30 protein-coding genes, 1 tRNA gene and 1 pseudogene are annotated in these 25,758 nt (G+C 60.5%); 18 read left to right on the top strand and 14 right to left on the bottom strand.

Annotated features, from left to right (window positions below; all coding sequences use genetic code 11):
- The first annotated feature begins 16 nt into the window (after window positions 1–16).
- The 7 genes from clpX to ACERZ8_RS17460 all read left to right on the top strand — a co-directional run bounded on the left by clpX (window position 17) and on the right by ACERZ8_RS17460 (window position 3,901).
- Complete coding sequence (gene clpX / locus ACERZ8_RS17490) at window positions 17–1,282, top strand: ATP-dependent Clp protease ATP-binding subunit ClpX (RefSeq protein WP_407593427.1); 1,266 nt, start codon at window positions 17–19, stop codon at window positions 1,280–1,282.
- Window positions 1,283–1,407: 125 nt separating this feature from the next.
- Window positions 1,408–1,752 (top strand): ArsR/SmtB family transcription factor, encoded by a 345-nt coding sequence (locus tag ACERZ8_RS17485; protein ID WP_407593426.1) that lies wholly within the window; start codon window positions 1,408–1,410, stop codon window positions 1,750–1,752.
- Window positions 1,749–2,195 (top strand): SRPBCC domain-containing protein, encoded by a 447-nt coding sequence (locus ACERZ8_RS17480; protein WP_407593425.1) that lies wholly within the window; start codon window positions 1,749–1,751, stop codon window positions 2,193–2,195. The genes ACERZ8_RS17485 and ACERZ8_RS17480 overlap by 4 nt, the downstream gene beginning before the upstream one ends.
- A gap of 69 nt (window positions 2,196–2,264) precedes the next feature.
- Entirely contained in the window at window positions 2,265–2,627 is a 363-nt protein-coding gene (locus tag ACERZ8_RS17475) for a Rid family hydrolase (protein WP_407593424.1), read from the top strand.
- Between the two features lie 68 nt (window positions 2,628–2,695).
- Window positions 2,696–3,079 (top strand): NADH:ubiquinone oxidoreductase subunit NDUFA12, encoded by a 384-nt coding sequence (locus tag ACERZ8_RS17470; protein ID WP_407593423.1) that lies wholly within the window; start codon window positions 2,696–2,698, stop codon window positions 3,077–3,079.
- Window positions 3,080–3,092: 13 nt separating this feature from the next.
- A complete protein-coding gene (gene mlaD, locus ACERZ8_RS17465; protein WP_407593422.1) occupies window positions 3,093–3,542 on the top strand; it encodes an outer membrane lipid asymmetry maintenance protein MlaD in 450 nt (149 codons plus the stop codon).
- Window positions 3,542–3,901: a DUF2155 domain-containing protein gene (locus ACERZ8_RS17460; protein WP_407593421.1), complete on the top strand. Its 360-nt coding sequence runs from the start codon at window positions 3,542–3,544 to the stop codon at window positions 3,899–3,901. Before mlaD ends, ACERZ8_RS17460 begins: the two co-directional genes overlap by 1 nt.
- Here ACERZ8_RS17460 and aat read toward each other — a convergent pair.
- The 8 genes from aat to ACERZ8_RS17420 form a co-directional block, all read right to left on the bottom strand.
- Complete coding sequence (gene aat, locus ACERZ8_RS17455; protein WP_407593420.1) at window positions 3,865–4,506, bottom strand: leucyl/phenylalanyl-tRNA--protein transferase; 642 nt, start codon at window positions 4,504–4,506, stop codon at window positions 3,865–3,867. The two genes, ACERZ8_RS17460 and aat, sit on opposite strands and share 37 nt — an antisense overlap.
- A gap of 94 nt (window positions 4,507–4,600) precedes the next feature.
- Window positions 4,601–5,947, bottom strand: a complete 1,347-nt coding sequence (accC, locus tag ACERZ8_RS17450; RefSeq protein ID WP_407593419.1) for an acetyl-CoA carboxylase biotin carboxylase subunit — start codon at window positions 5,945–5,947, stop codon at window positions 4,601–4,603.
- A gap of 10 nt (window positions 5,948–5,957) precedes the next feature.
- On the bottom strand, window positions 5,958–6,455 hold the full coding sequence (gene accB / locus ACERZ8_RS17445; protein ID WP_407593418.1) for an acetyl-CoA carboxylase biotin carboxyl carrier protein: 498 nt from the start codon (window positions 6,453–6,455) through the stop codon (window positions 5,958–5,960).
- Between the two features lie 228 nt (window positions 6,456–6,683).
- Window positions 6,684–7,439: an ABC transporter ATP-binding protein gene (locus ACERZ8_RS17440; protein WP_407593417.1), complete on the bottom strand. Its 756-nt coding sequence runs from the start codon at window positions 7,437–7,439 to the stop codon at window positions 6,684–6,686.
- Window positions 7,440–7,525: 86 nt separating this feature from the next.
- Window positions 7,526–8,290 (bottom strand): ABC transporter ATP-binding protein, encoded by a 765-nt coding sequence (locus ACERZ8_RS17435; RefSeq protein ID WP_407593416.1) that lies wholly within the window; start codon window positions 8,288–8,290, stop codon window positions 7,526–7,528.
- A gap of 12 nt (window positions 8,291–8,302) precedes the next feature.
- Window positions 8,303–9,547 (bottom strand): branched-chain amino acid ABC transporter permease, encoded by a 1,245-nt coding sequence (locus tag ACERZ8_RS17430; protein WP_407593415.1) that lies wholly within the window; start codon window positions 9,545–9,547, stop codon window positions 8,303–8,305.
- A 6-nt stretch (window positions 9,548–9,553) separates the two neighbouring features.
- Window positions 9,554–10,585 (bottom strand): branched-chain amino acid ABC transporter permease, encoded by a 1,032-nt coding sequence (locus tag ACERZ8_RS17425; protein WP_407593413.1) that lies wholly within the window; start codon window positions 10,583–10,585, stop codon window positions 9,554–9,556.
- A 103-nt stretch (window positions 10,586–10,688) separates the two neighbouring features.
- A complete protein-coding gene (locus tag ACERZ8_RS17420; protein WP_407593412.1) occupies window positions 10,689–12,029 on the bottom strand; it encodes a substrate-binding protein in 1,341 nt (446 codons plus the stop codon).
- Window positions 12,030–12,260: 231 nt separating this feature from the next.
- Here ACERZ8_RS17420 and ACERZ8_RS17415 point away from each other — a divergent pair, with 231 nt between their 5' ends.
- The 5 genes and pseudogenes from ACERZ8_RS17415 to ACERZ8_RS17395 all read left to right on the top strand — a co-directional run bounded on the left by ACERZ8_RS17415 (window position 12,261) and on the right by ACERZ8_RS17395 (window position 18,353).
- On the top strand, window positions 12,261–13,556 hold the full coding sequence (locus tag ACERZ8_RS17415) for a short-chain fatty acyl-CoA regulator family protein (protein WP_407593411.1): 1,296 nt from the start codon (window positions 12,261–12,263) through the stop codon (window positions 13,554–13,556).
- A 108-nt stretch (window positions 13,557–13,664) separates the two neighbouring features.
- Window positions 13,665–14,039 carry a response regulator transcription factor gene (locus ACERZ8_RS17410; protein ID WP_407593410.1) on the top strand — a complete coding sequence of 125 codons (375 nt, stop codon included), beginning with the start codon at window positions 13,665–13,667 and terminating at the stop codon, window positions 14,037–14,039.
- Window positions 14,036–14,329 (top strand): hypothetical protein, encoded by a 294-nt coding sequence (locus tag ACERZ8_RS17405; protein WP_407593409.1) that lies wholly within the window; start codon window positions 14,036–14,038, stop codon window positions 14,327–14,329. The genes ACERZ8_RS17410 and ACERZ8_RS17405 overlap by 4 nt, the downstream gene beginning before the upstream one ends.
- Window positions 14,329–17,010: pseudogene (locus ACERZ8_RS17400) on the top strand (ATP-binding protein). Before ACERZ8_RS17405 ends, ACERZ8_RS17400 begins: the two are co-directional and overlap by 1 nt.
- A gap of 107 nt (window positions 17,011–17,117) precedes the next feature.
- Entirely contained in the window at window positions 17,118–18,353 is a 1,236-nt protein-coding gene (locus tag ACERZ8_RS17395; RefSeq protein WP_407593408.1) for a hypothetical protein, read from the top strand.
- A 16-nt stretch (window positions 18,354–18,369) separates the two neighbouring features.
- On the opposite strand, the gene ACERZ8_RS17390 is transcribed toward ACERZ8_RS17395, so the two are convergent.
- The 4 genes from ACERZ8_RS17390 to ACERZ8_RS17375 are packed head-to-tail and all read right to left on the bottom strand — an operon-like array spanning window position 18,370 to window position 19,925.
- Window positions 18,370–18,807: a TIGR01244 family sulfur transferase gene (locus ACERZ8_RS17390; protein WP_407593407.1), complete on the bottom strand. Its 438-nt coding sequence runs from the start codon at window positions 18,805–18,807 to the stop codon at window positions 18,370–18,372.
- A gap of 10 nt (window positions 18,808–18,817) precedes the next feature.
- Window positions 18,818–19,249, bottom strand: a complete 432-nt coding sequence (locus ACERZ8_RS17385; RefSeq protein ID WP_407593406.1) for a DUF6691 family protein — start codon at window positions 19,247–19,249, stop codon at window positions 18,818–18,820.
- Entirely contained in the window at window positions 19,249–19,668 is a 420-nt protein-coding gene (locus tag ACERZ8_RS17380; protein WP_407593405.1) for a YeeE/YedE family protein, read from the bottom strand. Before ACERZ8_RS17380 ends, ACERZ8_RS17385 begins: the two co-directional genes overlap by 1 nt.
- A 14-nt stretch (window positions 19,669–19,682) precedes the next feature.
- Window positions 19,683–19,925 carry a hypothetical protein gene (locus ACERZ8_RS17375; protein ID WP_407593404.1) on the bottom strand — a complete coding sequence of 81 codons (243 nt, stop codon included), beginning with the start codon at window positions 19,923–19,925 and terminating at the stop codon, window positions 19,683–19,685.
- 113 nt (window positions 19,926–20,038) lie between these two features.
- On the opposite strand from ACERZ8_RS17375, the gene ACERZ8_RS17370 reads away from it, so the two are divergent.
- A complete protein-coding gene (locus tag ACERZ8_RS17370; protein ID WP_299376497.1) occupies window positions 20,039–20,302 on the top strand; it encodes a DUF2312 domain-containing protein in 264 nt (87 codons plus the stop codon).
- A 13-nt stretch (window positions 20,303–20,315) separates the two neighbouring features.
- Here the strand turns inward: ACERZ8_RS17370 and ACERZ8_RS17365 are convergent, their stop codons facing one another.
- On the bottom strand, window positions 20,316–20,795 hold the full coding sequence (locus tag ACERZ8_RS17365) for a winged helix-turn-helix transcriptional regulator (RefSeq protein ID WP_407593403.1): 480 nt from the start codon (window positions 20,793–20,795) through the stop codon (window positions 20,316–20,318).
- Between the two features lie 139 nt (window positions 20,796–20,934).
- On the opposite strand from ACERZ8_RS17365, the gene ACERZ8_RS17360 reads away from it, so the two are divergent.
- The 5 genes from ACERZ8_RS17360 (at window position 20,935) to ACERZ8_RS17340 (ending at window position 25,467) form a co-directional block, all read left to right on the top strand.
- Complete coding sequence (locus ACERZ8_RS17360) at window positions 20,935–21,276, top strand: GFA family protein (protein ID WP_407594308.1); 342 nt, start codon at window positions 20,935–20,937, stop codon at window positions 21,274–21,276.
- Between the two features lie 1,012 nt (window positions 21,277–22,288).
- A tRNA-Thr gene (locus ACERZ8_RS17355) sits at window positions 22,289–22,364 on the top strand.
- A 141-nt stretch (window positions 22,365–22,505) separates the two neighbouring features.
- Window positions 22,506–23,747 carry a tyrosine-type recombinase/integrase gene (locus ACERZ8_RS17350; protein WP_407593402.1) on the top strand — a complete coding sequence of 414 codons (1,242 nt, stop codon included), beginning with the start codon at window positions 22,506–22,508 and terminating at the stop codon, window positions 23,745–23,747.
- A gap of 284 nt (window positions 23,748–24,031) precedes the next feature.
- Window positions 24,032–24,190: a helix-turn-helix transcriptional regulator gene (locus tag ACERZ8_RS17345; protein WP_407593401.1), complete on the top strand. Its 159-nt coding sequence runs from the start codon at window positions 24,032–24,034 to the stop codon at window positions 24,188–24,190.
- Window positions 24,190–25,467 (top strand): hypothetical protein, encoded by a 1,278-nt coding sequence (locus tag ACERZ8_RS17340; protein WP_407593400.1) that lies wholly within the window; start codon window positions 24,190–24,192, stop codon window positions 25,465–25,467. The genes ACERZ8_RS17345 and ACERZ8_RS17340 overlap by 1 nt, the downstream gene beginning before the upstream one ends.
- Here ACERZ8_RS17340 and ACERZ8_RS17335 read toward each other — a convergent pair.
- Window positions 25,436–25,594 carry a hypothetical protein gene (locus ACERZ8_RS17335; protein WP_407593399.1) on the bottom strand — a complete coding sequence of 53 codons (159 nt, stop codon included), beginning with the start codon at window positions 25,592–25,594 and terminating at the stop codon, window positions 25,436–25,438. The genes ACERZ8_RS17340 and ACERZ8_RS17335 overlap by 32 nt on opposite strands.
- Between the last annotated feature and the right edge of the window lie 164 nt (window positions 25,595–25,758).

Raw genomic sequence — 25,758 nt, 5'->3', positions numbered from 1 at the left:
CCGGGAAGGACGCGACATGGCCACGAATTCGGGCGGCGACAGCAAAAACACCCTCTATTGCAGCTTTTGCGGCAAAAGCCAGCATGAGGTGCGCAAGCTGATTGCGGGCCCGACCGTTTTCATCTGTGATGAGTGTGTCGAGCTGTGCATGGACATCATCCGCGAGGAAACAAAGGCGTCCGGCCTGAAATCCACCGATGGTGTGCCGACCCCGCGCGACATCTGCGGCGTGCTGGACGATTACGTGATCGGGCAGGCCACGGCCAAACGTGTGCTTTCGGTCGCCGTGCACAACCACTACAAGCGCCTCAACCACGCCCAGAAGGGCGGGGATATCGAACTGGCAAAATCCAACATCCTGCTCATCGGCCCCACGGGCTGCGGCAAGACACTGCTGGCCCAGACACTGGCGCGCATTCTTGACGTGCCGTTCACCATGGCCGACGCGACCACGCTGACCGAGGCGGGTTATGTGGGCGAGGACGTCGAAAACATCATTCTGAAACTGCTGCAGAGTTCGGAATACAATGTCGAACGCGCCCAACGCGGCATCGTCTATATCGACGAGGTCGACAAGATCACGCGCAAGTCCGAAAATCCCTCCATCACCCGCGATGTGTCGGGCGAGGGTGTACAACAGGCGCTCTTGAAGCTGATGGAAGGCACCGTGGCTTCGGTTCCGCCGCAGGGCGGGCGCAAGCATCCCCAGCAGGAATTCCTGCAGGTGGACACGACCAACATCCTGTTCATCTGCGGCGGTGCCTTTGCAGGTCTCGACAAGATCATCGCGCAGCGCGGCAAGGGCTCGGCCATGGGCTTTGGTGCGGATGTACGCGACAATGATGCGCGCGGCGTGGGCGAGATTTTCACCGAGCTTGAGCCCGAAGATCTGCTGAAATTCGGTCTGATCCCGGAATTCGTCGGTCGTCTGCCTGTACTGGCGACGCTGGAAGATCTGGACGAGGACGCGCTTGTCACCATCCTGACCCAGCCCAAGAACGCGCTGGTCAAACAGTACCAGCGCCTGTTCGAGCTGGAAGACACGCAACTGACCTTTACCGATGATGCGCTGAGTGCCATTGCCAAGCGGGCGATTGAACGCAAGACAGGTGCACGCGGCTTGCGCTCAATCCTCGAAGATATCCTGCTCGACACGATGTTCGATCTGCCGGGGCTTGAGTCCGTCAGTGAAGTGGTCGTGAACGAAGAGGCTGTGACCTCGGATGCGGCACCGCTGATGATCCATGCCGAGGCGGAAAAAGAGCCTGCATCGGCCGGGTAGGGCGACCCATCTCTGAAACATAGAAAAGCAGGCTCAGGCCTGCTTTTTCTTTGCGTTGGCATAAAACTTAGCCATTTGGGTAAGTTTTGCATTGATCGAACACATGCGACGCGTTAGTTAGCCATATGGCTAACGAAATTCAGGATGATCTCACGCCCCTTTTTGCCGCTCTGGCTGACCCCACGCGCCGCGCGGTCATTCAGACGCTTGGCACTGGGCCAAAGACTGTGTCTGTCCTTGCTGAACATCACGACATGGCCTTGCCGAGCTTTCTGAAACACATCGACAAACTTGAACGGACGGGCGTGATCGCAACCCGAAAAAAAGGGAGGGTGCGCACCTGCCACCTGCACCCGCGCGCGTTGCGCCCCGTGCAGGACTGGCTGGCGCAAGAGGCGATGCGCTGGGGCGGGGCCATGGATCGGCTGGCCGCACATCTTGACGCAGTGGATACGGAGAAAAAGATATGACCACAGACATCGGAACGCTGGAATTCACCCGCACCATGACGGCCGATCCCGCCCGCGTCTTTCAGGCGCTGACCTCGGCGGCGGACCGCATGGCGTGGGGGCCGCCCGACGCGGACAGCGTTGTGATCATCGAAAACCAGCCCGATGCCGCCCCCGGCGTGCGCGAGATCTCGCGCGTGGGCCCCCGCGAAAACCCTTATGTGGATGTGGCAACCGACTGGATCGTGATGGAGGCGCCAACGCGGCTGGTCTATGCCGAAACGCTGAGCGCAGAGGGCGAGACGCTGGGCGTGAGCCTTGCCACGTTTGAACTGTCGCCCGAGGGTTCGGGCACGGCGGTGCAGGCGCATGTGCAGATCGTCAACTTTGCCGGGTCGGAAATGATGGGCGAATTTGAGGGCGGCTGGACGCATTCGCTGGACAGTCTTGCGCGCCACGTCTGACGTCGTGGGCAATTGACCTTTGCGCTAAATCTGTGCCCGATGCGCAAGATCACAGCGAAAAGGTGAGTCATGACGATCAAACGCATCTCCTCCGGTGGTGAATACGAACCGAAAGTCGGGTATTGCCGCGCCGTTGTCGCAGGCGACTGGGTGCATGTGGCGGGCACTGTGGGCCATGGCACAACGGCGACGGAACAATGCGCCTCGGCCCTCGAAATCATTGGTGCTGCATTGAAAGAGGCCGGCACCGACTTTGCCCACGTGGTGCGCGTCAGCTACATGCTACCCGACATCAACGAATTCGAACCCTGCTGGCCCATGCTGCGCGCAGCCTTTGGCGACAACCCGCCTGCCGCGACAGTCACGGAATGCGGCCTGATCACGCCCGAAGACCGCATCGAGATCGAAGTGACCGCAATCCTGCCGACCTGAGCCACCTTGTCCTCTGGACGAGGGCGCGGTGATGCGGCATAGACGTAAGCAATTGTCGGAGGCAAACGATGGGCATTTTCAACACTCTGCTGCGCGCGGTCACATGGTGGGACGGGCAAACGCTGAACACGCAACTGTTCACGTGGCGCAAGGGCGTCAAGGTGGGCGAAGATGCGCAGGGCAACGTGTTTTACAAGAATGCGGACGATTCAAAACGCTGGGTGATTTACAATGGCGATGTCGAGGCAAGCCGCGTCGATCCCGAGTGGCACGGTTGGCTGCACCGCACCTGGGACGAGCCGCCCACGGACAAGCCGCTGCCGCGCAAGGATTGGGAAAAACCGCACCAGCCCAACCTGACGGGCACCGCGCTGGCCTATGCGCCCGCGGGCTCGATCCGGCGTGCGAAACCTGCGGACCGGGCCGACTACGAAGCCTGGACGCCCGAATAAGGCACCCCCGGACATGGCGGAAAACACCACCGAAGTCCTGGTTGGCGGCGTCGTTCTTGCGGCTGCCATCGGTTTTGCGGTCTATGGCGCGCAGGTCGCGGGCCTTGGCACAGGCACCAGCGACACGTACCCCCTTACGGCCAGCTTTCGCAGCCTTGAGGGCGTGAACGTGGGCACTGATGTGCGCCTTGCAGGCGTCAAAGTGGGCACTGTCACGGATGTCGAGCTGAACCCCGAGACCTATCGCGCGGACACGGTTGTTTCGTTGCGCAGCGTAACGCAGGTGCCCGATGACAGCGCGATCATCATCAGTTCCGAAGGGCTGCTGGGCGGCAATTTCGTTGAAATCGTTCCCGGCGGATCACCGTTCTACTTCGCCGCTGGTGATGAGATCACCGACACTCAAGGCGCGGTCAGCCTGATTTCGCTGTTGCTGAAATTCGTGTCCGGGGACAGCCAGTGATGGCGCGCGCCCTGTTTGCGCTTGCGCTGTTGCTGGCGACCGGCCTGTCGGCTCAGGAAGAGACGGAAACGGCATCGGGCGCAGTGCTGCGCGGGCTCGATAAGATCAGCGGCAATGTGGTCGACATCGAATTGCCTGCCGGACGCACCGTGCAGTTTGAACGCCTCAACATCACGCTGACCGAGTGCCGCTATCCGGCTGGCAACCCGTCGGGGAATGCTTATGCGGGCTTGCAAATCACCGAAACGGGGCGCGAAGGCGTGGTGTTTTCGGGATGGATGATCGCCTCTGCTCCGGCGCTCAGCGCGATGGAACATGCGCGTTATGACATCTGGGTCATGCGCTGCACCACGTCCTGAAGCGTTGGCGGCGCTATGCTGCCAAACTGCCCATTCTGTTCCAGCGCTTCGGCCAACTGTCTGCGATAGGCGGCGCGGGTGATTTCGATGGCCCCAAGTGTGGCCAGATGTGGCGTGAGGAATTGCGTGTCGAACAGCACAAACCCGGTTTGCACCAGATGATCGACCGCCGCGGCCAGCGCCATTTTTGAGGCATTCGTGCGGCGCGAAAACATGCTCTCCCCAAAGAACGCAGCCCCAAGCGTGACCCCATACACGCCGCCAACCATTTGGTTTTCATCCCAAATTTCGACCGAGTGGGCAAAGCCGCTGTGATGAAGATCACCGTAAAGCGAATAGATTTCCGCGTTGATCCACGTGTCTGCCCGGTCCGCGCAGCCGTCCACGACACCTGCAAAATCGGTGTCCAGGCGCACCGTCCAGTCACTGCGCCGCATCGCCCGCGCAAGCGAGCGCGAGATGTGCAGCCCGTCCAGCGGCAACACGCCCCGCATGCGTGGATCGACCCAGAAAATGTCGGGATCATCGCGCGACTCGGCCATCGGAAAGATGCCGGATGCATATCCGTGCAACAACAGGTCAGGCGTCAACGCGCTGTCCGTCATGGCCCCTCGTGTCTGTGTTCGGGTTGGCGATGGGCCGGATGATACGGCGTGACCGCAAGCACACCAACCCTTGCGTGCTGAATGGGGCCGCGCCTCACCCGATATGCGTTTCCAGCCAGCGTTCAAGCCAGTGGATGTTGTAGTTGCCGGTGTGGATGTCCTGTTCGGCAAGCAACTCGTGGAACAGGGGGATGGTGGTGTCCACGCCGTCAATGATCAACTCGCCCAAGGCCCGATCCAGCCGTGCCAGCGCCTCGGTCCGGTCGCGCCCGTGCACAATCAGTTTGCCGATCAGGCTGTCGTAATAGGGCGGGATGCGATAGCCGTCATAAAGGGCGGAATCCATCCGCACGCCAAGGCCGCCGGGCGCGTGGTATTGCGTGATCCGACCGGGTGAGGGCGAGAAGTTCGGCAGCTTTTCGGCGTTCAGGCGCACTTCGATCGAATGACCGTTGATGACCAGTTCGTCCTGCTGGAATGTCATATCCATGCCAGAGGCGACGCGGATCTGTTCGCGGACCAGATCGACACCAAAGATCGCCTCGGTGACCGGGTGTTCGACCTGCAGGCGCGTGTTCATTTCGATGAAGAAGAATTCGCCCTTTTCGTAGAGGAATTCGATTGTGCCCGCGCCGATATAGTTGATCTGCGCCACGGCATCGGCACAAACCTTGCCGATCTTGGCACGTTCTTCGGCACTGATCGCGGGGCCGGGGGCCTCTTCCAGCACCTTCTGGTGGCGCCGCTGGAGCGAGCAGTCCCGCTCGCCCAGATGCACAGCACGCCCCTTGCCGTCGCCAAAGACCTGGATTTCGATGTGGCGCGGCGTGGTTAGATACTTTTCGATATAGACTTCGTCATTGCCAAACGCGGCCTTGGATTCAGAGCGCGCCGTCATGAAGGCACGCTCCATCTCGGACGCGTTCTGGGCCACTTTCATGCCGCGCCCGCCGCCACCTGCGGTTGCCTTGATGATGACGGGATACCCCATCTCTTCACCCAGCGCCTTGGCTTCGTCCAGCGTGGCCACACCGCCATCTGATCCGGGCACGCACGGTACGCCAAGCGCCTTCATCGTGTCCTTGGCGGTGATCTTGTCGCCCATGATGCGGATGTGTTCGGCGGTCGGCCCGATAAAGGTCAGGCCGTGATCTTCGACGATCTGCACGAATTGCGCGTTTTCCGACAGGAATCCATAGCCGGGGTGGATCGCCTCGGCCCCGGTGATTTCGCAGGCCGAGATGATGGCCGGGAAAGACAGGTAGGATTGCGCTGACGAGGGCGGGCCAATGCAGACGGATTCGTCGGCCATGCGCACATGCATGGCGTCCGCATCCGCGGTCGAGTGCACAGCCACACTGGCAATGCCCATTTCGCGCGCGGCACGGATGACGCGCAGCGCGATTTCGCCACGGTTGGCAATCAGGATTTTCTTGAACATCGGTCCCTCCTTATTCGAGGATGACCAGAGGTGCGCCAAATTCGACCGCCGCCCCGTCGTCCACAAGGATGCGTTTGACGGTGCCTGCGCGCGGGGCAGGGATGTGGTTCATGGTTTTCATCGCCTCGACGATCAGCAGCGTGTCGCCTTCGGAGACTTCCTGCCCGACCTTGATGAAGGCGGGCGCGCCCGGTTCGGCCTGCATATAAACGGTGCCGACCATGGGCGAGGGCACAGCGCCCGGATCTTCGGCAGGGTCTGCGGCGGCGGGTGCGGCCTGTGCCGCTGGGACCGATGCGGCAGCAGCACTCGGTGCGGGGGCTGCGGCAGGTGCGGGGGCGGCCTGCATGGCGATCTGCTGGCCCGAGTGGCGCGATACACGCACGTTCAGGCTGTCATCTTCACCGTATTCCCGTTTGACCTGAAGTTCTGTCAGATCGTTCTCGCGCAGCAGTTCTGCAAGCGCCTGAATAAAGGCGACGTCTGCGTCCTGGTTCTTGTTGCTCATTCTTGTCCTCAACCCTGTGGCATCGGCGACGGGGTGACCCGCACCTTGCATCGCGACGCTTATAACGGGCCAAAGGGGCAGTGGAAAGCACCGCTGTGACGCAAGGGCATCGTGTGGCAATCGCGACTGCGCGCAAGGCCCGGTTTTCTGCGCCAAAGCCCTATACGAAAAGAGCGAAGCCACCGGCTCCGCTCTGATTGTTTGCGTCCTGGATCGGGGTCTGCGGGGTCAGATGGCGAGGTATTCGGCCCGCAATTCCTCGTTTTCGAGCACTTCGGAGGCTGTGCCGTCAAACACGATTCCGCCGGTGTCGAGAATCACGGCCCGGTCGGCCAGCTGCAGCGCGCGCACGGCGTTCTGTTCCACAAGGATCGTGGTGATCCCCTGTTCCTTGATGATGCTCAGCGTCTTTTCGATCTCGTCCACGATAACGGGAGCAAGACCCTCGTAGGGTTCATCGAGCAGCAACACCTTGATGTCGCGGGCCAGCGCGCGGGCAATGGCAAGCATCTGCTGTTCGCCGCCCGACAATGTGGTGCCTTCTTGGGTCCGGCGTTCGCCCAGACGCGGGAACAGGTTGTAAAGCCGTTCAATCGACCAGCCGATGGGCGGTGCGATCTGGGCCAGTTTCAGATTTTCCTCCACTGTGAGGCCGGGAATGATGCGGCGATCTTCGGGCACAAGGCCCAGACCGGCCTGCGAGGCCTCGTGGCTCTTCATCTTGTGGAGCGGCTGGTGATCCAGCCAGATTTCGCCGTGAGTCACCTGCGGATCGCCAATGCGCGCGATGGAGCGCAGGGTCGATGTCTTGCCCGCTCCGTTGCGCCCCAGCAGGGCAAGGATTTCGCCCTCGTGGACGTTAAAGCTGATGCCCTGCACGATATAGCTTTCGCCGTAATAGGCGTGCATGTCCCAGACGGACAGAAAGGCGGGGGCGGTCTGGGCGTGGCTGACGCCTTTGGAAAAGTCGGGTTTGACGTTCATGTGTCAGTCCTCATGTCTTGTCGCTGTGATGGGCAGATGGCCCATCCTACGGCAGAGTTCGTGTAGGGTGGGCACTGTGCCCAGCCTCAAGCGGCGTCCTGCGTTTCGCCCAGATAGGCTTCGCGCACCTTGGGGTGGCCCTTGATCTTGTCGGGCGTGTCTTCGACCAGTGGCGTGCCTTGCGCCAGCACGGTGATCCGTTCGGCAAGGCTGAACACCACGTGCATGTCGTGTTCGATGATCGCGATGGTGATGTCGCGGTCTTCCTTGATCTGTTTGAGCAGGTCGATCGTGTTGTTGGTGTCGGCCCGCGCCATGCCCGCTGTCGGTTCGTCCAGCAGCAGCAGACGGGGTTCCTGGCTGAGGCACATGCCGATCTCAAGACGCCGTTTGTCGCCGCGCGACATCGAGGCGGCGTGCATGTGGCGCTTGTCGATCATGTTCATGTCTTCCAGCACGCTTTCTGCGCGTTCGACCATCTCGCGATCCTTGAACAGATTCATGAATCCGTTGGCCGTGAACGCCCCATCCCGCTTGGCAAAGCAGGGGATCAGCATGTTTTCCATGACTGACAGATCGCCAAAGATTTCCGGTGTCTGGAACACGCGCGAAATGCCCATCTGGCAAATCTCGTACGGCTTGCGCCCCAGCACAGACTTGCCGTCAAACATGACCGATCCGGTGTCGGGGATCAGCTTGCCCACCAGCACATTCAGCAGGGTGGATTTACCCGCCCCGTTGGGGCCGATGATGGCGTGGACGGTGTTTTCAGCCACGCTCAGGTTCACGTCCCCCAGCGCCTGAAGCCCGCCGAACCGTTTGCCTACGTTTTTGACTTCGAGAATACCCATGGTCGTTCTCCCTTATTCCGCAGGTGTGGTTTTGCCGTCCGGCGTGTCCGAACTGGGCTTCTTGCGCTTGAAAAGGCCGGCGATCCGTTGTCCGCCCTCGACCAGCCCGCCAGGCAGGAAGATGACGACCAGCATAAAGATCAGACCCAGCGTCAGATGCCAGCCCTTTCCGATAAACGGGTAGATCAGGGTGATGACAAAATCCTCAAGCCCGTCGGGCAGGAAGGCAAACCAGGTGTGCAGAATATCCGAGTTGATCTTGGACAGGATGTTTTCCATGTACTTGATCGCACCGGCCCCAAGCACCGGGCCAATCAGTGTCCCGACACCGCCCAGAATGGTCATCAACACCACTTCACCGGATGCCGTCCAGAACATGCGTTCCGGTCCTGCAAGCGGATCCATCGAGGCCATCAATCCACCCGCGAGCCCGGCATACATGCCCGACACGACAAACGCCGTCAGCATGTAGGGTTTGGCATTCAACCCTGTGTAATTGAGGCGTTGCTGGTTTGATTTGATCGCCCGCAGCATCATGCCAAAGGGCGAGCGGAAGATGCGGATCGACACGTAAAACGACAGCAACATGACCAGCGCCGCAAAATAGTAGCCCGCCGAGAAGGTAAAGACCCAGTCGCCGACATTGAGTTCCGTGGCCGCGCGCATTTCAAGACCGAACAGGTTCGGCACGGGGATGTTGCCCGTTCCGGCACTTTGCTCGCCAAAGATGCGAGGATCCTGAAGTGTCAGTTGCAGACCGGTTTCGCCGCCTGTCAGCCCTTTTTGCAAAAGCCCCTGACGGTCCGGACCGTCCATGTCCGTGGCAAGCACGGAATAGGCAAGCGCGTAGGACATCATGGCAAAGGCAAGCGTGAGGATCGAAAAGTAGATGCCCGAGCGGCGCAGACTGATGTAACCGATCAGCACGGCAAACAGCCCCGATGTCACGATGGCAAGACCCAGTGCGGGCAGGACGTTCATACCGAACAGCTTGAACATCCACATCGCCGCGTAAGACCCGACACCCAGAAAGGCTGCGTGGCCAAAACTGAGATAGCCGGTCAGGCCGAACAGGATGTTGAACCCGATGGCAAACACGCCAAAGATGACAAAACGCTGCATCAGGTCAGGATAGCCCGCGTTGAACTGCGCCAGGGCTGATCCTTCGGGAAACGGGTTCAGGATAAACGGCGCCAGCATGGTCAGCGCTGTGACGAACAGCAGCAGATAAGCGTCTCTTTTGTTAAGTCCAAGCATGGCTGATTAGTCCTCCATCACGCCTTTGCGGCCCATAAGGCCCCGGGGGCGGGTGAGCAGAATGATGATTGCGACCAGATAGATGATGATCTGGTTGATGCCGGGCAGGATATCGAGAACCTGGCTCATTGAGGCAAAGCTTTCGACGATGCCCAGCAGGAAGCCGGCCAGAACGGCACCGGGCAGTGACCCCATGCCGCCGACAACAACCACGACGAAGCTCAGAACAAGAAAGTCCATGCCCATGTGGTAGTTCGGCGAGTTGATGGGCGTGTACATCACACCCGCCAGACCTGCGACAGCCGCGGCAATCCCGAACATCAGGGTGAACCGCTTGTCGATGTTGATGCCCAGCAGCTGCACGGTTTCGCGATCCGCCATCCCGGCGCGCACGACCATCCCGAAGGTGGTGAATTGCAGGAACGCAAACACACCGCCAATGATCACAGCCGCAAACATGAAGTAGATGATGCGCCAGTAGGGATAGATGATCTGGCCGGGCTCAAAGCCCATGATAGCGCCAAAATCAAACGAGCCTGTAAAGGCCGACGGGGCAGGTGTGGGGATCGGGTTGGCCCCGTAGTAGTACTTGATGATTTCCTGAAGAACGATGGCAAGGCCGAAGGTCACCAGGATCTGGTCGGCGTGTGGGCGGTGGTAAAAATGCTTGATCAGGCCCCGTTCCATCAGGACACCGATCCCGATCATGACCGGAATGGCGAACAGGATCGACAGCGGCACGGCCCAGTCGATTATGACATCCCCCGTGGCCTGTCCAAACCAGTCATAGACATACGGCACCTCCACTTTTAGCGGATTCCCGAGGAAGTCGGTCTGGGTGTCGTCCACGACCGTATGGCTGATCGAAATGATGCGGCTGAGCGTGACGGCGCAGAAGGCACCAATCATGAAAAGCGCCCCGTGGGCGAAGTTCACAACGCCCAGCGTGCCGAAAATCAGCGTCAGCCCCAGCGCAATCAGCGCATAGGCAGAGCCTTTATCGAGTCCATTGAGAATTTGTAGGATGATCGCTTCCATCGGCCTGACCTTTGGTTGGAACGTTTGCTGCCAGAGCGCGCCAGCGGCACGGGGCAAGGTAGGGTGGGCAAATTGCCCACCCTTATGATTTGGTGATCAACGCTTATGCGCCGGGGTTACATGTGCCCAGGTCGCCGCCAAAGATCGACGCGTCATACGTCACCTGGCTGACAGGCGTGATTTCGACGATCTCCAGAAGGTCGAATTCGGAAGTCGGGTTCTCTTTACCCTTCACGACCAGCACGTCTTTGAAGCACTGGTGGTCTTCGCCACGATAGAGCGTCGGGCCGTTGCCCATGCCGTCGAATTCGAAGTCCTTGAGCGCTTCGCCAACCGCACATGGGTTGAACGACCCGGCCCGTTCCACGGCATCTGCATAAAGCAGGGCCTGAACGTAGCAGGTGTGCGCCGCCTGGCTGGGCGGGAAGCCGTACTTGGTGCCAAACGATTGCACGAACGCTTTGGAGCCTTCGTCCTGCAGCGACCAGTGCCAGTTTGTGGACCCGAAGATGCCTTTCACGTTTGCACCGGCACCTTTCGCCATCAGGCGCGAATAGAGCGGAACAACGATCTCGAAGTTCTTGCCGTTTGCGACACGGTCGCGCAGGCCGAACTGAACCGCGTTGGTGAGCGAGTTCACCATGTTGCCGCCGTAGTGGTTCAGAACCAGCACGTCCGCATCCGACTGCAGAACAGGCGTGATGTAGGACGAGAAGTCGGTCTGTGTCAGCGGCGTCAGAACGGTGCCGACAGTTTCCCAACCCATGGCTTCGGTCGAGGTCCGCACCGCTTCTTCGGTGGTGTAGCCCCAGTTGTAGTCCGCGGTCAGGTGATAGGCCTTGCGGTCCGTGCCGTAGTTGTTGGCCAGAACGGGCGCGAGGGCTGCACCGGTCATGTAGGAGTTGAAGAAGTGACGGAAACCGTTTGCCTTCTTGTCCTTGCCGGTCGTGTCGTTGGAGTGGGTCAGACCCGCCATGAAGATAACGCCCGCCTCTTGGCAGAGCGATTGCACGGCCACGGCCACACCCGAGGACGAGCCGCCCGTGATCATCACGGCGCCGTCTTTTTCGATCATCGAGCGGGCAGAAGCGCGCGCGGCGTCGGATTTGGTTTGTGTGTCGCCCGTGACGTACTCGACCTTCTTGCCGAGGATGCCGTTGCCCTGCAGGGCTTTGGACGAGAATGTATTCATCAGGCCGCCGTCGCCGCCACCGTTCAGGTGCTCGACAGCAAGTTCATAGGCGCGCAGTTCGTCCGCACCTTCATCCGCGTAGGGGCCGGATTGTGGCACGTTGAAGCCCAGCGTGACGCTGCTGCCTGTGGGCGCATTGGTAAAGCCCGTATGGCCATCCGCGCGCAGATATGTTGGCAGCGTCAGGCCTGCTGCGCCGGCGACTGCGCCGGTCTTGATCAGACCACGACGTGTCAGGTTCGTTTTGGACATGAAAATCCTCCCAGTTGTAAAAACGCTTCGCCCCACTGTGTCGTGGGACGCGCGGCACGTAGATGTGCAAATACTTTATGACCCGAGTTGTGAAAAGCGCGCAATAAACCCCTTGTTTTTCACGACTATTTTGTAAATATATACACAAGGGTACGGTGCTTTTTGTAAATTGTCTTATGTTGCACCGCAGAAACGCGTTGAAATAGAACACGAAACCATGCGGAGAGCGCCATGCGCGAAGCCCTCACAGGCACACGGATACGGGATCGCAGGGTCATGGCGGGTACCAAACAGTCCGCCCTTGCGCGCCAGATTGGCATCTCTGCCTCCTACCTCAATCTGATTGAACACAACCGCCGCAGAATCGGCGGAAAGCTGCTGCTTGACATCGCCGGAGCCTTGGGTGTCGAGGTGTCTGCACTGACCACAGGGGCCGAGGCGGCGCTGGTCGCCACGTTGCGAGAAGCGGGCAGTGGCACTGCGATGGCAACCGCCGAACTGGACAGGGCCGAGGATTTCGCGGGCCGTTTTCCGGGCTGGGCAGATGCGCTGGCGCTGTCCCATCGCAAGCTGGCCTCGCTGGAGCGAACAGTCGAAGTGCTGAGCGACCGGCTGACCCATGACCCCGAAGTGGCCGCATCCGTGCACGAGGTGCTGTCGACGGCCGCCTCCATCCGCTCGACCGCGTCCATCCTTGCCGAAGACAAGGAACTGTCGCGCGACTGGCTGGACCGGTTCCACACCAACCTTGATGCCGACAGCCGACGCCTGGCCGAAAGCTCCAAGACCCTCGTAGGTTTCCTCGATGCAGAAACCGGCGAGGCCGCGATCAGCGGCACCCCGCAGGAAGATGTCGAGGCCTTTCTGGAGGCCCATGACTATGGCTTTGCCACTCTTGAGGCAGGCGAGGCCGACATCGCCCAGATCATTTCAGAGGCACCCGAGCTGACCTCGGTACCTGCGCGGCATATCGCGCGTGGGGTTCTGGAACGGATGATGGCCGACAGCGCGCAGGTCGCACTGCCCGACTTGCGCGCAGCGGTCGAAGATACCGGCCTCAACCCGCCCGCCTTGGCCGCACGGTTTGCAACCAGCGTACCTTGCATCCTGCGCCGACTGGCCTCGGTGCCCGACCTTGGCCTGGGTCTTGTCGTGGCGGACCGCGCCGGGAGCCTCCTGTTCCGCAAAGGTGTCGAGGGGTTCACTATCCCTCGCTATGGCACCGCTTGCCCCCTCTGGCCGCTGTTTCAGGCGCTTGGGGGGCCGGGTCAGGTCCTTTATCAACGGGTGCAGATGCCGGGGCGGGCGGATGCGATGTTTGACTGTTACGCCGCGACGGAAACCACGGGTCATGTGGCGCTGAACGCCCCGCCTTTGATGCAATCCACAATGCTGATCGTGCCGGTGGCCGAACCCGCCAAAGAAGGCGACCCGCCACCGTTTGCTGTAGGCCCGGCCTGCCGGATCTGTCCTGTCGCCAAATGCGAGGGGCGGCGCGAACCTTCGATCCTCAGCGACGGGTTCTGAGGCGTTTTGACAGGCTGATCAAAACGGCACATAGTCAGGGGGCATCGTTGATGGGCATCTGCGAAACAGACGGCCTGCGGCGACGGTGCGTAGGGGAGGCACCGCAAAATGGGCAAGCATGTTCTGCTCGTCGAGGACGAGGTCAATATCATCGAGGCAATCCGCTTTATCCTCAGCCGTGAGGGGTGGCAGGTCGACACGCATTCGGACGGCGCCACAGCGCTTGACACCATCCGTGCCGTGCGCCCCGACCTCGTGGTGCTCGATCACATGCTGCCGGGCAAAAGCGGGCTTGATATCCTCACCGAATTGCGCGCCGATCCTGATTTCCAGGCTTTGCCGGTGCTGATGCTGACCGCGCGTGGCCAGGCCCGTGACCGCGAACAGGCCGAAAAGGCCGGGGTCAGCCGGTTCATGACCAAACCGTTCTCCAATCTCGAAGTTGTCACGGCGGTGCGCGATCTGGTGCAGTTGGCGCAATGAGCGAACCCGGCCTCACTCCGGTTTTCCTTGAGCGACGCAGCTATCGTCGCCGCCGCATGATGGATGCGCTGCGTCTTTTGCCGATCCTTGGTATCTTTTTGTGGATGCTGCCCGTGTTCTGGCCGACGACAGCGGATGGTCCGGCGGTGGCGGACAAGATGGCGATGTCTACTGCTGTCATCTACGTCTTTGTCGTGTGGGTGACGCTGATCGCGGCGGCGCTTTCGCTGTGGTGGTTTTTACGGTCTGGTCCCGAGATGGGCGAGGACGCGGACACCGAGGGCCCCTGATGGCGTCCCTCAACATGCTGGTCGGCGTCAGCCTGATCTACGTCACCTTTCTGTTTGCGATTGCCTTTTTCGCCGAACGTGCTGCGGCGCGCGGGAAGGGGTCGTGGCTGCGTTCTCCACTGGTCTACACGCTGTCCCTGTCGATCTACTGCACGGCCTGGACGTTTTACGGCGCTGTGGGATATGCCGCGCGTTCGGGGATGGAGTTCGTGACCATCTACCTTGGTCCCAGCCTCGTGATGATCGGCTGGTGGTGGGCACTGCGCAAGCTGGTGCGGGTGGGCCGGGTGCAGCGGGCCACCTCCGTCGCTGACCTGATTTCGTCGCGCTATGGCAAATCGAACCTGCTGGCCATCGTGGTCACGATTATGGCGGTGATCGGGGTGACCCCCTACATCGCCCTGCAATTGCAGTCGGTCACGCTGTCGCTGTCCATCTTTTCCGAACCGGACGCAGGTGGCGAAGTGAACCAGATCGTCGCCGCCTTCTGGGTTGCCTTTGGTCTGGCCATCTTCACGGTCCTCTTCGGCACGCGAAACCTCAACGCCAATGAACGCCATGACGGTGTGGTGATCGCCATCGCGGTTGAGGCGGTGGTCAAGCTGATTGCCCTCTTGGCCGTCGGCATCTTTGTGGTCTGGGGCATTGCAGGCGGTATCGGGCCGATGATGGAGCGGATCGATTCCTCGCCCATTGGCGAGTGGGACATGGACCGCAGCCGCTGGGTCGCCCTTACGGCGCTGTCGGCGGCTGCCTTTCTGGCCCTGCCGCGCATGTTTCAGGTCATGGTGGTCGAAAACGAGGACGAGCGTCACCTGCAGATCGCAAGTTGGGCCTTCCCGCTTTACCTCATGCTGATGAGCCTGTTCGTGGTGCCCATTGCGGTGATCGGCCTTGATCTGATGCCTGCGGGCACCAACCCGGACTTGTTTGTCCTCACCGTGCCGCTTGCCGAAGGGCAGGTGGGTCTGGCCACGCTCAGTTTTTTGGGCGGTTTTTCATCGGCCACGTCCATGGTGATCGTCGCGACGCTTGCCTTGTCCACGATGGTGTCGAACCACGTGGTCATGCCGGTCTGGCTGAATGCGCGGGCCGAAGGGGCGCAGGTGTCTGGCGATGTGCGCAACGTGGTGATCCTGGCACGGCGCGCCTCGATCCTGCTGATCATTGGGCTCGGGTATCTGTACTACCGGGTCTCGGGGGCGGGGCGGCGCTTGCGGCCATCGGGCTCATCTCTTTCGTAGGCGTGGCGCAATTCCTGCCGGCGATGTTTGGCGGCATCTTTTGGCGTGGGGCGACCCGCTGGGGGGCGCTGGCCGGTCTGGTGGTCGGTTTCGCCATCTGGGTGTTCTGTTCGCTCTTGCCCAGCTTTGGCCCCGGCGTGGTCCTGTCGGCAGGCATCTTTGACAACGGGCTGTTCGGGTTTGGCTGGCTGCGCCCTCATGCATTGTTCGGGATCGAGGGGATCGATCCGACCGTGCACGCAGTGGCCTGGTCGCTTACCCTCAACATGGCCGCTTTTGTCGCTGTGTCGCTTGTCACCTTTCCAGGACCGCTTGAGCGGTTGCAGGGCGCGCAATTCGTCAACGTCTTTGATCACTCCACCCAGGCGCGGGGATGGGAGGCGGCGCGCGCCACCTCAGAAGACCTGATGGTGATGACCCAACGCATCCTTGGCGCGGACGAGGCGCAGTCGCTGTTCCGGGCCGAGGCCGCGCGGCAGGGGCTGGACGGGTCGCTGCCCGAACCCAATCAGGCGTTCCTGCAAAGCCTTGAACGCGAACTCGCCGCCTCGGTCGGGGCGGCCACGGCCCACGCAATGATCAGCCAGCTTGTGGGTGGCGCGTCCGTGTCGGTGCAGGACCTGATGGCGGTCGCGGACGAGATCCGCGCAAATCCTCGAATACTCAAACCAGCTTGAGGCCAAATCGCGCGAGTTGACGCGCACGGCAGGCAAATTGCGCGAAGCCAACGAAAAGCTGACAGCGCTGTCGGTGCAAAAGGATGCGTTTCTGTCCCAGATCAGCCATGAATTGCGCACGCCGATGACGTCGATCCGCTCGTTCTCTGAAATTTTGCGCGACACCGAAGGCATGGGGCAGGTGGAAAAGACGCGCTATGCCTCGATCATCCATGGCGAGGCGATCCGGCTGACCCGGTTGCTGGACGATCTTCTCGACCTCAGCGTTCTGGAAAACGGGCAGGTGTCGTTGCGATACGAGGCGGGCAGATTGTCCGATCTGTTGGAAAAGGCGATCCTTACAGCCCAAGCCGGCAGCACCCGCAAGATCGAAATCCGGCGACGGCGCGTGGACGAAGCGGTGGTGCTGACCACCGATCTTGACCGGCTCGGGCAGGTGTTCATCAACCTGATCACCAATGCTCAGAAATACTGCGATGCGGAAAACCCGGAACTGGTCATTTCCGTGCACGCGGATGGCCCTGACCTTTCGGTGTCCTTTGCCGACAACGGTACGCCGATTCCGGACTCGGCGCGCAGCCTGATCTTTGAGAAATTCGCGCGCATCGGGGATCAGGACGGATCGGGCGCGGGTCTTGGGCTGGCCATCTGTCGCGAGATCATGGCCCGTCTGGGCGGCGACGTCACCCATGTCCCCGCCGATGAAGGCAACACATTTGTTGTGCATCTGCCGCGCCGTGCCGCCATGGCCGCCCAGTAAATCACCTGCGCTACATTTCTGATTTTGTGCCTGATCTAAAGCGGTTGGTAACCAATCCTGCGTAACTGTGCCGGAGTATATGCAGGCCGAACCTTGGGTCGGAGGATATGGGCGAAACCGAAACACAGACTGTATTGGCGCGGATTGCCGCCACCGCACGCGAGCAGCGCAAGGCCAAGGCCATGACGTTGCAAAAGGCGCTGCGCGTGACGATGGCCAAGGTGGCGGACCAGTTGATGGGTCTGCCCATGGCCGTGCTCAGTACGTCTGTGCAGTCCATTGCCGGGGACGGGATTGAGGATGGTCTGCCCGACGGCGCGCTGCTGTTACTGCTGGACGGCCCGGGGGGATGCACGGGGGCTGCGATTGTCGAACCGGTGCTTGTCGGCGCGCTGATCCAGCAGCAGACCGTTGGCAGCGTGAATAGCGCAAGTGATCCCGAACGGCCCATGACCCGCACGGATGCAGCGATTTGCGCTCCGCTGATCGACACTCTGTTTGCGCGCGTTGCCCCGATACTGGACGAACCCGAAGACCGGGACCTGATCGAAGGGTTCCAGTTCGGGGCCAAGGCCCAGGATGCACGCACCATGGCGCTGGCGCTGGACGCCGACGACTATGTGTCGATCAAGCTGACGCTCGATATCGCCCGCGGTGCGAGGCAGGGCGAGATGACGTTGATCCTGCCAACGCTTGAGGCGCGCGCGGATCAGCGTGAGGACCCGGATGCCGATGGTGCCTCTGCTCCGGATTCCAAAGTGCCCGATATGGCCAAGCTGGTGATGGGGCTGAACGCGGATCTGCGCATGATTGTCTGCCAGCTCAGCCTGTCTTTGAAAAAGCTTAACGGATTGAAAGTGGGGGACACGCTGGCCCTGACGCCCGGCGCGTTTCCCAACGTCCAGATCATCACGGCAACTGGCCGCGTTCTGGGTCGCGGAGTGGTTGGTCACGTGGATGGTGTGCGTGCTGTGAAACCGCTCCGCCCGCCATCCCATGCCTCCCAGCCGCTGCGCCGTGAAAGCGATCAGGCGCTGGTCGATATGCCCGAAGTCGAGGTGCTGACCGCAACGGGCCGCCGTTCGACCCTGCCGCGCGAGGTGGATGTGAGCGATGATGAGCTGGAAGATGCCATGCAGGCGCTTTCACCGGTCGAAGAAAGACGCTCCGGGACCGCCGAAAAGGTCGACAACCGTGACGAGGATGACTCCGACATTCCGTTCCCTGTGACGGACGATCTGCCTGACCTCGACGATTTGCCCGATCTCGAATCTCTTCCTGATCTGGATGATTTGCCGGATCTGTCCGAACTGCCCGATCTTGAGATGAAGGCCGCAAGTTAGGCGCAGCCAACGCGGCTTACGCAGACCCTTTGGCGTTGGCGATGGCATCCAGCGTCGGGCGCATGTTGCCGAGATCATAACCTGCCGCGCGTGCGGCCTCCAGAATGTCATCCGTCGCCATCTCCCCGGCTTGCCCGAGACACCAGATGACGGTCGACCGCGTACCCGACGCGCAATAGGCGAGAACAGGGCCGTCCGAGGATTTCAGATGTTCCATTTGCGCGGCCACATTCGGCGGCGTCATGGTCTGGTGCGTCAGCGGCAATCGCACAAAGTTGAGGCCTGCAGCGCGGGCGGCGGCCTCGATGCTGTCGGCCTGAAAGGCGGGTGGCACTTCTGCGTCCGGTCGGTTGCAGATCACCGTTGTGATGCCAGCCGCCTTGATGTCGCCCATATCGGCCGGATCAAGCTGTGGGGCGGCAAAGTAGTTTGGCGTGATTTCGCGAATATCCATGTGCCTAGGATTAGGCCGGTGCGCGGTGTCTGTCCAGCGCGCGTCGCAGGGGCGGCACCGCCCACATGCCCGCCAGCATCGCCACGAGGAACACGGCCCCTTGCCAGCCCCCGTAGCTGATGGATGCAACTGCCGGACCGGGGCACAGGCCCACCAGCCCCCAACCGATCCCAAAGAGGATCGAGCCGATCATGAGCGACCGCGTGATTGTCTGTTTCGGTTGAGCTGGAAACGTCCCGCCGACCAGCGGTGCGCGCCCCCGTGTCAGACGCCACGCGCCCAGCATCGGCAGGATCGCCCCGCCCATGACAAAGGCAAGCGTCGGATCCCACGCGCCTGCAAGGTCAAGGAAACCGCGCACCCGCGTCGTGTCGGTCATGCCGGAAATGTGCAGGCCCGCGCCGAAGAGCGCGCCACTGATCAAGGATACGAATGCGCGCATCACAGGCCCAGGCCGATCCGCAACAGCGTCACCGTGATTACACCTGCGCCGATGTAAAACAGGGTCGCAACAAGCCCGCGCAGCGAAAACCGTGACAGCCCGCACACCCCGTGGCCCGATGTGCACCCGTTGGCAAAGCGTGTGCCAATCCCGACGGCCATTCCGGCTAGGATCAGCATCCAGATCTGCGAGGTGGCTTGGGTGGCAACGGCCCATCCCGCAAGGCTCAGCAGGGCAGGGGCACCAATCAGGCCGGCGAGAAAGGCGAACGTGGCTGCGCGATCCGTGCCGGTGCCGTCCACCAGCCCGCCGACAATGCCGCTCGCCCCCATGATCCGGCCCGCGCCCAGCAGCAGAACTGCGCCGCCCGTCCCGATCAGCAGCCCGCCCAACAGACCGTAAAGCCACGCAATTTCCATCGCTTCGCCTTTCGTCAGCCCAGAAAGATACCAACCACCACCAGCATCAACCCGATCACGGACACGAACAATGCCCCGAGGTTCAGGGGCAGAACCCGCGCCATTACCGCGCGCATTTCCGCATCCTCTAGCCCTGCGCGCCGCGCGCGCCAGACTTTCAGGATACACCAGACAAGCCCGGCGAGGCCCAGCAGCGACAGTGCCGTGCCAGCCCAGATCAAAGCGTCGAAAATGGTCGTTCCGGTCGTGTTTTCCATGACAGGCGGGCTACCCGAGTGTTTCGGCGTTGGCAAGCCGCGCTTGCCCCTTGCAGCCCGCACGCCCCCCGCTATCGAAGCGCACCAAGCGAACCAGCCGCAGGAGCCTGCACATGTCCGACACCGCCACCAATGCCGAAAGCTACCGCGTCACCGCCGATGAATTGCGCCAGTTCATCGAACGCATCGAACGGCTGGACATGGAGAAGAAAGACCTTGCCGACCAGCAAAAGGAAGTCATGGCAGAGGCCAAGGCCCGCGGCTATGACACCAAGGTCATGCGCAAGGTGATCGCCCTGCGCAAGCGCGACAAGGACGACATCGCCGAAGAAGAAGCGGTGCTGGAAATGTACAAGGAAGCGCTTGGCATGGGCTGAGGCGGCGGTTTCGCTAGACCTTGTTTTCCGGGCGATCCCAGATCGGTTCGTAGGTCACGCGCCTTAGGGGCAGGCCGCGCCCTTCAGGCACAAGCGCGACGGACAAATGTTCGCCCGTTTCGACGTCGCTGAGGGCAAGCGCGGGTTTGCCGCCCTTGAGATGGGCATCACCCCATTGCATCAGCGCAAGAATGACCGGGATCAGCGCCGCCCCCTTGGGCGTCAGCCGATAGTCATATCGCGTGCGGGCCGCACCATCGCGATACGGCATTTTTTGCGCCAGCCCGTTTTCGACGATTCGGGTGAGACGACCGGACAGGACCGATTTGGGAATGGCGATGTCGGCCTGAATATCCGCAAAGCGTGACACACCGTAAAACAACTCTCGCAGGATCAACCAGGTCCAACGGTCGGGCAGCACATCCAGCGCCAGTGCCGCGCCGCATTGATCGACGGGCACCGGGCTTTTGCGGTGGGTGTCTGGGTTTGACATATGAACTCAGCTTGCTACCATTGGGTCACGCGTAAGGAAAGGGTAGCGCGCCGTGTCTGACCAGACCACAGAAAACGCGACGCGCACGGGCGGCTGTTATTGCGGCGCTTTGCGCTACCGGGCCGGTCCGCCGCATCTGATGGGTCAGTGTCACTGTGCGGCGTGCCAGCGTGTCGGGGGCGGGGGGCCGCATTATTTTGAACTGGTGGATGCAAAGGCGTTCGTCTGGACGGACGGGACACCGCGATCCTACATGCGCCCGGATCTAGAAAACGCCGTCACGCGGTTTTTCTGCGGCCAATGCGGGACGCAGATTGTCACGCAGCGACAGGATCAGTCCGATCTGGTGCTGAAAGTCGGATCACTGGATGATGTGTCACATTTTTCACCGCGCGTGGCCTTGTGCCATGCGCAGGCGCAGCCGTTTCATTCCGTGCCCGACGGCGTGCGCGTGTTCGAGGCGTTCCCGCCGCAACGCTGATCAGGGGCGCGATGAAGGTGACACCGGGGATGCGCGAGACGGCCAGCATGTCTTCTTCATAGATCTCGGTCAGCGTGTCGATGTCGTGATCCGTCCAGCCCGGCGCGTTCACTTCCTCTTCGATGGCGTCCTCGATGGCGAATTTGTCGAGGAAGGCGGAAATGACCCGCCGTTTCTGCATCTCGGTCATGTTGGGATGGGCGGCGAGGTAGGCTTCGAACCGTGTCATGCCTTCTTTTGACATGATGTCGTGCAGCAGATCGAACTCGCCGATGATCTCTTCGCCGTGCTCAAGCCCTGCCATCTCGCGAATGACCTCGGACCAGATCATCGGCATGTCTTCAAAGCACCAAGCGGTGATTTTGACAGTCGGGGCGGCGGCGCGAATGGCGCCGATCGTGTCGGACCACTTGATGGCAAAGGGGCTGAACCCGCGCAGGAAACTGTCCATATCCTCTTGGGGCGCACGGCCGAACATGGCCGGAAGCAGCGTGCCGGGATTGCGCAAGGCCAGAAACAGTTCAAATTCGTCATGCTGAAACAGGGCGGCCAGTTGCGCCACGCGCTCGGGCCCGGATTCGTAGATCATGCCCTCGCGCACACAGGCACGCGGCGCGCCAAAAAGGAACATGTGGCTGAGGATCACGCGATCGGCGTTTTCCTCTTCGAGGATCAGATCGAACAGCACATCGCGCGCGTCCGGCGCAGGGGGTGCATCCTGCAGGGCGGCCACCGTTTCCTTGAGCAATGTACGGTATTTGCCGGGCCCCGGCACGACGACGCCCCGGTTCGAAAACGCTTCGGCATTGCGCAGCAGACATCGCAAAAGGCGATCTTCTTCGGTAAAGTGTGCGCCTGCATGCAGGACCAGTTGCATCGTGCGGTGCCTCGAACATCTGTGAGTTGTTTGAAAGGTTAGCTATAATGGAATTGTCGCGGGATAAAACCTCTGCGTGACATGCATATTTGATCTTGCCACCCTGTTCGCTTGCGATTAGAGAAACGCCGCAATGCCCCTATAGCTCAGCTGGTAGAGCAACTGATTTGTAATCAGTAGGTCCGCGGTTCGAGTCCGTGTGGGGGCACCATTTAAACACCAGTCAAACACCAGGTCTTAAACGATTTTCCTGAGTTAAATCAGGTGGCTGTGCAATCTGTGGTTGGGTTTGATTGGTGTTAGAACGTAACGTGAACCTTGTAACGCTAAGGCCATTACAAGGAAACCGAATATGCCCAAGATCAAGTTCACCGACGCCAGTGTTGGCGCGATTCCGACGCCTGTTAAGACAACCTGGTTCACTGACACGGCCCACAAAGGCTTGCGCTTATGCGTGACGAAGACAGGCGTCAAAACCTGGTACGTCAACAAGTGGGACCCGACGGCAAATAAAGTGCGCGCGGTCAAACTCGGCCAATGGTCGCCAAAAGTGACGCACTGCAAATGGGCGAAAGGACAACTCGGCGTCGTCGCGCATGGCATTGCGTCGGGAGACGTAATGAACAAGACCGAGGCCCAGGCGCAGGAGGTCATTGAACAGGCCAACGCGCTGCCGGCGTTCCGCGAGGCGCTGGAACAGTTCATCGAACACCGCACGACAAGCAGGCAGTCGGGCAAAGCGCGCATGATGGAAACGACGGCCAAAGACTACCGCGCGACATTCAACAAGCATCTGGCGCAGTGGGCAGACGTGCATGTGGACGAGTTGCCGATCCTTGAGATCAATCAGTATCTGAATGCTGTGCAAGTCACGCGCCCAAACGCTGCCCATGTCGCGGCTACAGTGGCCGGTGCAACGGTCCGCTTCATCAACAAGCTTTGTGCCCTCGCATTGCCAATCCCGTCTCTCTTGGAAGGCACCAAGATGCGGTCACGCGTCGAGACCGGCAAACTCGATATGCAGGTGCCTTGGTCGGATCGCTGGGACGAGATCGAAGCTATCCCAAATGAGCATATCCGTCTGTGCTGGCAGATCACTTGGTACACAGGTTTCCGGGGTCGTGGGCTCCGCGCATTGACGTGGGACCAGGTTGATCTTGAAGCCGGTGTTGTCCGGTTCGACAGGCTCAAGCGTCAGGAGGTTGAGCGTACCATCGTTCTCGCGGACGACGTGGTCAGCCTGTTTAAACGCCTGCATGGCATTCGCTATGAAGATTGCGATTGGGTATTCCCGTCGCGCGTGTTGCGTTGTGACAAACGCGGCCACCTGGACGTGCCGGACAAACTGCCACTGACAAAGCCGGGTGATCTTCGTCACCTGTGGATGACCGTCGCACGTGAGGTTGCTCCGCGTCATGTTCATAGGTGGCTTTCGCAGCAGACAATGACCGACAACGATTTGCGTATGCTTGGGCATTATGGTGAACCAAGTTGGGATGAGCAGAAGCGGGCAGCAGATGCGATAGCGGGAGCGATCAAGAGCCGCATTGGTGGCGAGTCGAACGTGGTTTCGCTGCTGGAGGCCCGCGCTTAGGAAACAGATTGTTTCGGGTAGTTACCTTCCAATGACGTTGCATTGAAACATGAGTGTACTTAGCCTTGTATCATTAGCCTCCTTCCTCGGGCGTAGTGACCTGACCGAGCGTAGTAGGCCGCATGTGTGAGCGACGACTGAGGCTGTGCCTCGACCGATCAGGAGCAGGAGACCGTGCGGTCATGTGGGTTCCAACACTAAGGAACTGATATGACTATTGACCAAATCGGTCAGCAGCTGGCTGACCTGCGTGCAGAAATGGCACGCTCAAATCCCCCGCAATCATGACCCCCAAGGAAGCGGCGACGCTTATCGGCGTGACCGACGAAACGCTTTTTCGCTGGCGTAAAGATGGATGCGGCCCTCCGTATTCACAGCCCAGTCGCGCCATCGTTCGTTATGTGCGTGACGACCTTATCGCATGGATGAGGGAGCAGCAGTAATGGCACAGAAAGCAGATACCAGCGTTTTTGATGATGGCGACGCAATGAAGCAGTTCATCCTGGGCCAAAACCGTCGTGTTGAGGCTTGGTTCTTGCAGCATTGGCAGCGTCTTGATGGCATCACAGGCCCCATTCACAAGAGCACTGTGTCGCGCGCCCTGACGGGGATGCCGATTCCGTCCAATGTCGCAAACGCTTTCGATACACTGTTTGACGAGATGCGCGATGATCCCTGGGAGTGGTGCGAACCGCCTGAGACCCTCGACAATCTTACTGACTATGCGCCCCTGTCGTGGTGGTTCAAGACCTTGAAGCCACCGTTGTCATGGTCGCGGTTCGAGCGCATCAAGACACATCCTCTCGACGGCGACGACCTCGAACTGACCCAGCAGCGCCTCACACAGTGGCGTGATGCACTTAAGGCGGCATGTGATCAGTACAAAACTGACCAGGCACTTGCTCGTGCATACCAGGCAGACTTTGAACCGGAGTTTCAGCATTGGATTGTTGAGGATGGTGAAATTCGTCTGTTTGAGGGCATGGAACTGGCTCAGCATGAAGCGGGTAAGTGGTCAGGCGCAAAGCCATTCCGTCGCCGTGTCGGCAATCCAGGTTTGTATGGACGGTCAGAAGATGAGATCGGGCTTGCCTACGCCTTGGCAGATGCAGTGCTGACGTTGCCCAATGTCGAGAAGGCGTGCCTGACGTACTCGCGGCCATCGCCTGTTGTGGACACGGAGCATTTCTCAGAGCCTGTAGAGCCTTGGAATGGCCCCGAGTTTGAAGGCATCGAGTTTGACGAGTTCAAGCACACGCCTGAATATTCCGACCACACGACATGGCAGGTCAAACATCGTGTCTGCTTCTATTGGGATGGCCAGCAGTATCAGGCTGAAGATGTCGAGCCGTTCGCTCAAGTGCGCATTCCAAAGCATCGCAATGATGAACCAGAATGGCGTGTGCCTACAGCAGATGAACGTGATCTGTTCGAGACCGGCGTTGAGCGCAAGCACAAGACGCGTGATGAACTGATGCTGGTCAAAGATGAGTTCATTGCGCAAATCTGGGAAAACCAGAAAGAGTCCTGGGCCGAGAACGAGTATGGTAGTCGCTTCAATAAGCAAGCCTTCCCTGATGGCGTGCCACGGTCATGTGCGGAAGATGCGTTCGAGGCGTGCTTGGGCCGCGTTGATGTGGAGGCGGCTGCTGACGAGCAGCGCGAGGTTGCTCGTCAGCGTATGGCGTTTAGGCGGCGTCTGCGTAGGCGTCCACAGTAGGGAAAAGCTCATCCATGATGGCCCGCCGCAAGTGCGGGTCAGCACGGTCACGCAGCCATTGTGACACGAGGGTCGGAGTGGTGATGTGGTTGGTGCGCAGGCGGCGGATCAGTCGGGCTTTTTTCATGATGTGTCTCCATATCGTCGGGTATGTGGTTTTTATCATCCAGGGTGGCGATGCTGCGACCATGAAGGCAGGTGGGAATAACTGAGTTATGGGTTTTGCGGTACGCTGCTGTTGCATCGCGCGTGCGCACATCGCGTGCGCTGGTGTGCGCGCGCGTAAAACGA

The organism is Tateyamaria armeniaca (genome assembly GCF_045797845.1).
Lineage (GTDB): Bacteria > Pseudomonadota > Alphaproteobacteria > Rhodobacterales > Rhodobacteraceae > Tateyamaria > Tateyamaria armeniaca.
The sequence above is the reverse complement of the archived record's forward strand: the minus strand, read 5'-3'. Positions and strand labels throughout refer to the sequence as shown.